This is a genomic window from uncultured Methylovirgula sp. (genome assembly GCF_947646745.1).
Classification (GTDB): domain Bacteria; phylum Pseudomonadota; class Alphaproteobacteria; order Rhizobiales; family Beijerinckiaceae; genus Methylovirgula.
Window position 1 is genome coordinate 70,336 of record NZ_CANSHK010000010.1, and the last position, 6,196, is coordinate 76,531.

Below are 6,196 nucleotides of genomic sequence, written 5' to 3' on the forward strand. Positions count from 1 at the left end.
TCAGAGGATTTCCGGCCGCATTCTGCAGAATAGCGGCTTGGCCGCCTGAGCGCGCAAGCAGAATCTGGCTCGGCACCGGGTTCATCCCAAATTGGTTTGTCCAAAAGTTGACTTGCCGGCCTCTGCGCCATGAAATGGCGCATGGCCGATGCGCAAGGCACCGACGGATTCGAGCCGGTCGAGCGGATCGCGGGAGGCGCGGACGCCGGCCTTCTGCTGCTCTGCGATCACGCCAGCAACGCTCTGCCGGCGCACTATGGCCGGCTTGGCCTCGCGGCTGCCGATCTCGAAGCGCATATCGCCTATGATATTGGCGCCGCCGACCTCACCCGCCGGCTGGCCGCGCAGCTCGGCGCCCCGGCGCTGCTGACGCGCTTCTCGCGGCTCTTGATTGACCCCAATCGCGGCGCGCACGATCCCACGTTGGTGATGCGACTTTCGGATCGGCGGCTGATTCCCGGCAATGCGCGGATCGATGCGGCTGAAATCGGCCGCCGCTGCGCCCTTTACTGGCAGCCTTATCGTGCCGCGATTGCGGAGACGATCGCGGCTTTATCGGCGCAAGGGCCGGTCCCGGCGGTGATTTCGGTGCATACGTTCACGCCTGCCTGGCACGGCATCGCGCGGCCGTGGCAGATCGGCATCCTATGGGACAGCGATCCGCGCCTGCCGGGGCCGCTGATCGCGGCACTCCAGGCGCGCGGGCTCGCTGTCGGCGACAATGAGCCCTACGATGGTGCGCTGCCGGGCGATACGCTGCATGAGCAGGTGACGGCAAAGGGCCTCGCCGGCCTTTTGATCGAAGTGCGGCAGGACCTTGTCGCAACCCCGGCGAAGGCGCACGGCTGGGCCGATCTCCTGGCCGACGTGCTGAAGCCGATTCTGGCGCGGCCGGAGCTGCATGAGGTCGCTTTCTGCGCGAGCCGGGCGGGGCGGCTGCGCGGCTAAGCCAAAATTGCGGGGATTTCGCCCGCGAAAGCTTGATTTTGCGCCGCCGGGGCCGCAACGAAACGGCGAAATCGCGACGCTGCAACGCCGCGCCGCAACTTAAAAGCGAACAAGTCAAGGTAAGCGTGACATGACGGCAGATATCGCCGAAACCGGCGTCGCGGGCGAGGAATTGAAGCAATTTGTCGAGCGGATCGAACGGCTCGAGGAAGAAAAGAAGGCGCTCTCGGACGATATCCGCGATGTTTACGCGGAATTGAAGGGACGCGGCTTCGACTCGAAGGCGGTGCGGCAGATTGTCAAAATCCGCAAGCAGGATCATGCCGAACGCAAGGAGATGGAGGCGATTCTCGACCTCTACATGCAGGCATTGAACATGAGCTGAACCTAACAAACTGCCGCGTCCATTCCTATCTCGATGGCGGCCGCATGCCCGACGGCGATGCGGCTCTCTCATCCCCGACGGGAAGAGCTTGTCTCAATCGAGGACCTCGGAATGACGCAGGACGCCAGCATCCTTTTCTCGCCCTTTCGGCTGGGCGATATCGAATTGAGAAATCGCATCGTCATGGCGCCGCTGACGCGCAACCGCGCGACCCACGGCACGGATGCGCCGAACGATCTCAATGTCGAATATTATCGCCAGCGCGCTTCGGCCGGCCTCATCATCACCGAGGCGACGCAGATCTCGCAGCAAGGCCAAGGCTATATCTGGACGCCGGGGATTTATTCGCCGGCCCAAGTCGAGGGCTGGCAGAAAGTCACCAAGGCCGTACACGAGGCCGGCGGCAAAATCTTCCTCCAGCTTTGGCATGTCGGCCGCATTTCGCATGTCTCGCTGCAGCCGAATGGCGCGCCGCCGGTCGCGCCTTCCGCGATCCGGGCGAAGGGACAGACTTTCGTCGAGAGCGGCTTCGTCGAGGTTTCCGAGCCGCACGCGCTGACGATCGACGAGATCAAGGCCGTTGTTCGTGATTATGTAGCGGCCGCGGAGAACGCTAAGAAGGCTGGTTTCGACGGCGTCGAAATTCACAGTGCGAACGGCTATCTGATCGAGCAATTCCTGAAAGATAAGACCAATCATCGCACCGACGCATACGGCGGCTCGGTCGATAATCGCCTGCGCTTTGCGCTTGAAGTCGTCGACGCGATCCTGAGCGTCTGGCCGCGCGAGCGCGTCGGCATCAGGCTCTCGCCGGTGAGCCCATTCAACGATATTGCCGACAGCGATCCGGCCAAAGTCTATTTCCCGCTGGTTGAAAAGCTCGGCGCCCGCGGCCTCGCCTATATCCATGTCATCGAAGGCGCGACGGGCGGCGCGCGCGATTATGCGCCCTTCGATTACGTCGGCCTGCGCAAGACCTTCTCGGGCGCCTATATCGCCAACAACGGCTATACGCGCGAGCTTGCGATCGAGACCCTGAATGCGCAGCGCGCCGATCTCATCGCTTTCGGCGTATCGTTTATCGCCAATCCGGATCTTGTCGAACGCCTGCGCCGCAATGCGCCGCTGAACAAGCCGGACCAGCCGACATTTTACGGCGGCGGTGCGCACGGCTATACGGACTATCCGGCGCTGGCGTAGCGTCGCCGACGGCGCGGCGCGAAAACCTAACCCGCCGATCATGCGGTGTGTCTTTTCTCATGTCGCGCTCTCGGCGCCTCGGCTATGTCTGCGTCGCCTCGTGGCGATGCGTTGCATGTGCAATGCGAGTGCAGTGTTAGCGGTCTTCCCGACAGACTCCCGGGGGAGGGCCGCTAACCGTTTTTATGGCGTGCTACGCCTGATCCGATTATCGATGATGGGCTGTAATTTCGGCTTGTGCGGAATGGCGCCCGCCGGACCGCAAGGCCGCCTGCAGCAGGCAATTGTCGCCAATCCGCAATAACGTTTATAGAGCAAGGGCGGGGTCGCCCCAGATCGCCGCGACCTCCCGATATCTCAAGGTAGCATGGCCAATTCATCGATTTCCCAAGCCGTCGAAGGCCGCGCCTCGCTCTCGACGCCGCGCATCGTTTTTCTCGTCATTGCCGCCGCGGCGCCGCTCGCATCGATGATCGGCAATCTTCCCATTGCGCTCGGTCTTGGCAATGGGGCCGGGACGCCGGGTGCCTTTGCGATCGCCGGTGTCATTCTCCTCTGTTTTGCCGTCGGCTATGCCGCGATGAGCCGCCGCATCGTCGCGACCGGCGCTTTCTATACCTATATTTCGGAAGGCCTCGGCCCGACGCTCGGCGTCAGTTCGGCTTATACGGCGCTTCTGGCCTATCTCGCCTTCACCTTCGGCCTTGCGGCCTTTTTTGGTTATTTCACCGGTCTCGTTCTCGACCAGGCCGGCCTGCATTTGCCCTGGCTCGCTTATGCCGTCACGGGCATCGGCATCGTTGCCGTCTTGGGCTACCGGTCGATCGATCTCTCCTCCGCGATCCTCGGCGCTCTGATGATTGGTGAAGTGATTATCCTCGCCATCTTCGACATTGCAGTCATCCACGCCAAGGGCTTTTCGCTGGCCTTGCCGACAAGCGTCTGGACTCCGCATGCGGTGTTCACGCCGGGGCTCGGCGTCAGCTTGATGGTCGCCTTCACCTGTTTTGTCGGCTTCGAATCCGCCGCGCTTTATGGCGAAGAGGCGCGCGACCCCAAACGCTCGATCCCGATCGCGACCTATACCGCGGTCATATCCATCGCCGTCTTCTACTTGTTCACGGCATGGGTCACGATCGGCGCCATCGAGCCCGACGCGATCGCCGCGCGCGCGAATAAGGAAACCGGCGAGCTGATGTTCAACATCTTCTCGCGCTACAGCGGTGAAGTCCTGACCGACATCATGGGCGTCTTCGTCTGCTTTTCCATTCTTGCGTCCTATCTCGCCATTCACAACGCTGCATCGCGTTATATCTTCGCGCTCGGGCGCGAATGGCTGCTTCTACCCTGGTTCGGCGCGGCGCACCCAAAATCCGGCGCGCCGCACCGCGCGAGCCTGACGGTCAGCGCGATGACGCTCATTGCCGTCATTCCTTTTGCGCTCACCGGGCTTGATCCGTTCAAGGCCGGTGTTCCCGTCCTGATTGGCCTCGGCTCGTTCGGCATCATTTTTCTGCAGACTTTTGCGGCGCTGGCCATCCTGGCCTATCTGCACCGGCATGGCGGCGAGCCTTCGTGGGTCATGGTTGCGACCTGGCTTGGCGCCATCGGTCTCATCGGGGCGACCATCTTCGTCGGGGTCTACTTCAATTTTTTGGCCACGAGCAATGCGTTTTTGGTCGGCCTGCTGCCGCTCGTTTTCCCATTGGTCGTCGTCCCTTTCGCCGCGCTCAGCGTCTTGCTCAAATTCGTCCGTCCGAAATCGTCTTCACCGGTGCAGCGTGCGACTGACGCCGATAGCGAATTTCTCATTCGCGGCGACGCCGATGGCGCCGCCGGCGCTTGGATCGTCCGCTATCGGGATGTCGCGGGCCGCGAGATCACGAGCGAGATCAAGCCAAGCCTTGCGCGCGCGATGGCCGACGCGCGCGACCTCCGCGATAAGCGCGGGGCCGAGATTTTGGAGCTTGTCGGCCGTGCCGCGCCGGCGACGGAGAGAGCCTAAGGAGGCAGCGCCGTCATGCTGCGTAAAGCAACCCCTGAACGGCTGAGCGCATTTTCCGATGGAGTTTTCGCGGTTCTGATTACGGTGCTGGTCCCTGCTGGCAGCACCGACCTTCAGAAGGATGGAAGCTAAGCCTGGCGTTGGCGCATGAAGCTTGGGGCATCATCTGACCCGACTTCGCCCATGTCCATAGGACACGAGGACCAAAGCGCGGTCGCGCGCCTTCTCCAGATACGACACCATTTCAAGCAGGGACCGAAGCGCCGCTCTCGCGTCGCCGCCGTGGTCCGTGATGATGGCCTCGACCCCTTCGCTCAGAAGGTCGTCGTTAAGCTCCTCCTCTCTCTGTGATTTTTGGCACGGCGCTGCGACCATCGGCTATCCCCTCTGTTCGTGTTATGTTCCGAAACTCTCACAATCCTGAGAAGGAGTCCAGCCTGCCGCTGGCCGGCTGCGCCTTCGAACCCGCGCAGGCACGACAAAATTCGTGTCTTGGCCGAGGGAACCACCATCGGCGCTCGTTTTATTCCGCTCACAACAAGTCTGCGAGATCGCGAAAATGTTTCGCCAGGGGGATGCCGAAAGGTCTTGCTTCTGAAATAATACTTGATCAGGATCATATCTGCCGAAGCGTTGGGCTCATCTTGGCGCATCACATGCCGGACGACTTCACGAATCCCCGCGAGATTGCCGAGCTCAATATTGAGCATTTTACGCGCCTACTGCGCACGCCGCTCGATGAATTAACTCGGGCCACCGTCGAACGCCTTCTCGTAGAAGAACGGCAGAAGCTGGCGCAATTGCCGAATATTGAATCTCCGGCGCCCCGTGTGCGCGAATAGCAGGGCTAAGCCCTGGAGGCGATCAGGCTCAGCTTAGCCATCGTTGACGTGTGTCAATTCGTGCCGCATTCCACTGGGCAAGATAACCTTCGCGTGCAGGACGAATTTATTGGTCTGCATTCGCTGCATATTCTACGCGCGTAGACGGCCCCTTCTCAGAAGGGGCCGTTTTCGCTTCGCATAATGGCTTTGACCTATGTCATTTTGAGCGCGCCGGATTCTCGGCAACGTAATGTTTCCGGTGGGAAATCGTTTCACGTCGCGGCACGTTTTTTTGTGCGGTTTTTCGGAGACTGCGATGCGAATTGTTTTTTTGGCGATCGCTTTATTTGTCTCGCAATCGTTCGGCGCCGTCGCGCAACAGGCCGTTCGCGCCGACGCGCCTTCGGCGTCGCGGGCGACGTCGCGTCTTGAGCTTCCGCCTACGGGGCTAGAGAATAGCGCGGTTCCGCAAGCGCCCTTGCCGCCGGCCGCGCCCCGCAAGAAACCGGCGCCGCCGCCGGCGCCCTTGCAACAAGAAACATCGCATTGAAAAGGCGAGGCGGCGCTGCATCGATGTAGCGTAGTTTTGTTCGGGCCGTTTACCGGCCGTACGGCGCCGCAGCTTGAGCCGGGAGAAAAATTCGCGGCCGGCTGATACAGATCAAGGCCATCCCACAACTCCCGGTTAATTTCTGCGCAGCAGCAATTGGGAGGTGAGTCATGTTCAAGACAATTCTTCCTATGGCGGTCGCTTGTTTGTTGGGATCCGCTGATTTTGCTTCAGCTGCGGCCATGCCCGTCTTGCCGGATCTTGCCAATACGGCCGCGCAGGCA

At 61.3% G+C, this 6,196-nt stretch carries 5 protein-coding genes; all 5 read left to right on the plus strand.

Going from position 1 to position 6,196, the window contains the following annotated elements; translation table 11 throughout:
• Window positions 1–141 precede the first annotated feature (141 nt).
• Window positions 142–948: an N-formylglutamate amidohydrolase gene (locus Q0025_RS04630; protein WP_297296490.1), complete on the plus strand. Its 807-nt coding sequence runs from the start codon at window positions 142–144 to the stop codon at window positions 946–948.
• A gap of 130 nt (window positions 949–1,078) precedes the next feature.
• A complete protein-coding gene (locus Q0025_RS04635; RefSeq protein WP_297296492.1) occupies window positions 1,079–1,333 on the plus strand; it encodes a DUF2312 domain-containing protein in 255 nt (84 codons plus the stop codon).
• Between the two features lie 111 nt (window positions 1,334–1,444).
• Window positions 1,445–2,533, plus strand: a complete 1,089-nt coding sequence (locus tag Q0025_RS04640; protein ID WP_297296494.1) for an alkene reductase — start codon at window positions 1,445–1,447, stop codon at window positions 2,531–2,533.
• 367 nt (window positions 2,534–2,900) lie between these two features.
• Complete coding sequence (locus Q0025_RS04645; protein ID WP_297296496.1) at window positions 2,901–4,538, plus strand: APC family permease; 1,638 nt, start codon at window positions 2,901–2,903, stop codon at window positions 4,536–4,538.
• Between the two features lie 656 nt (window positions 4,539–5,194).
• Entirely contained in the window at window positions 5,195–5,380 is a 186-nt protein-coding gene (locus tag Q0025_RS04650) for a hypothetical protein (protein WP_297296498.1), read from the plus strand.
• Window positions 5,381–6,196: the final 816 nt, after the last annotated feature.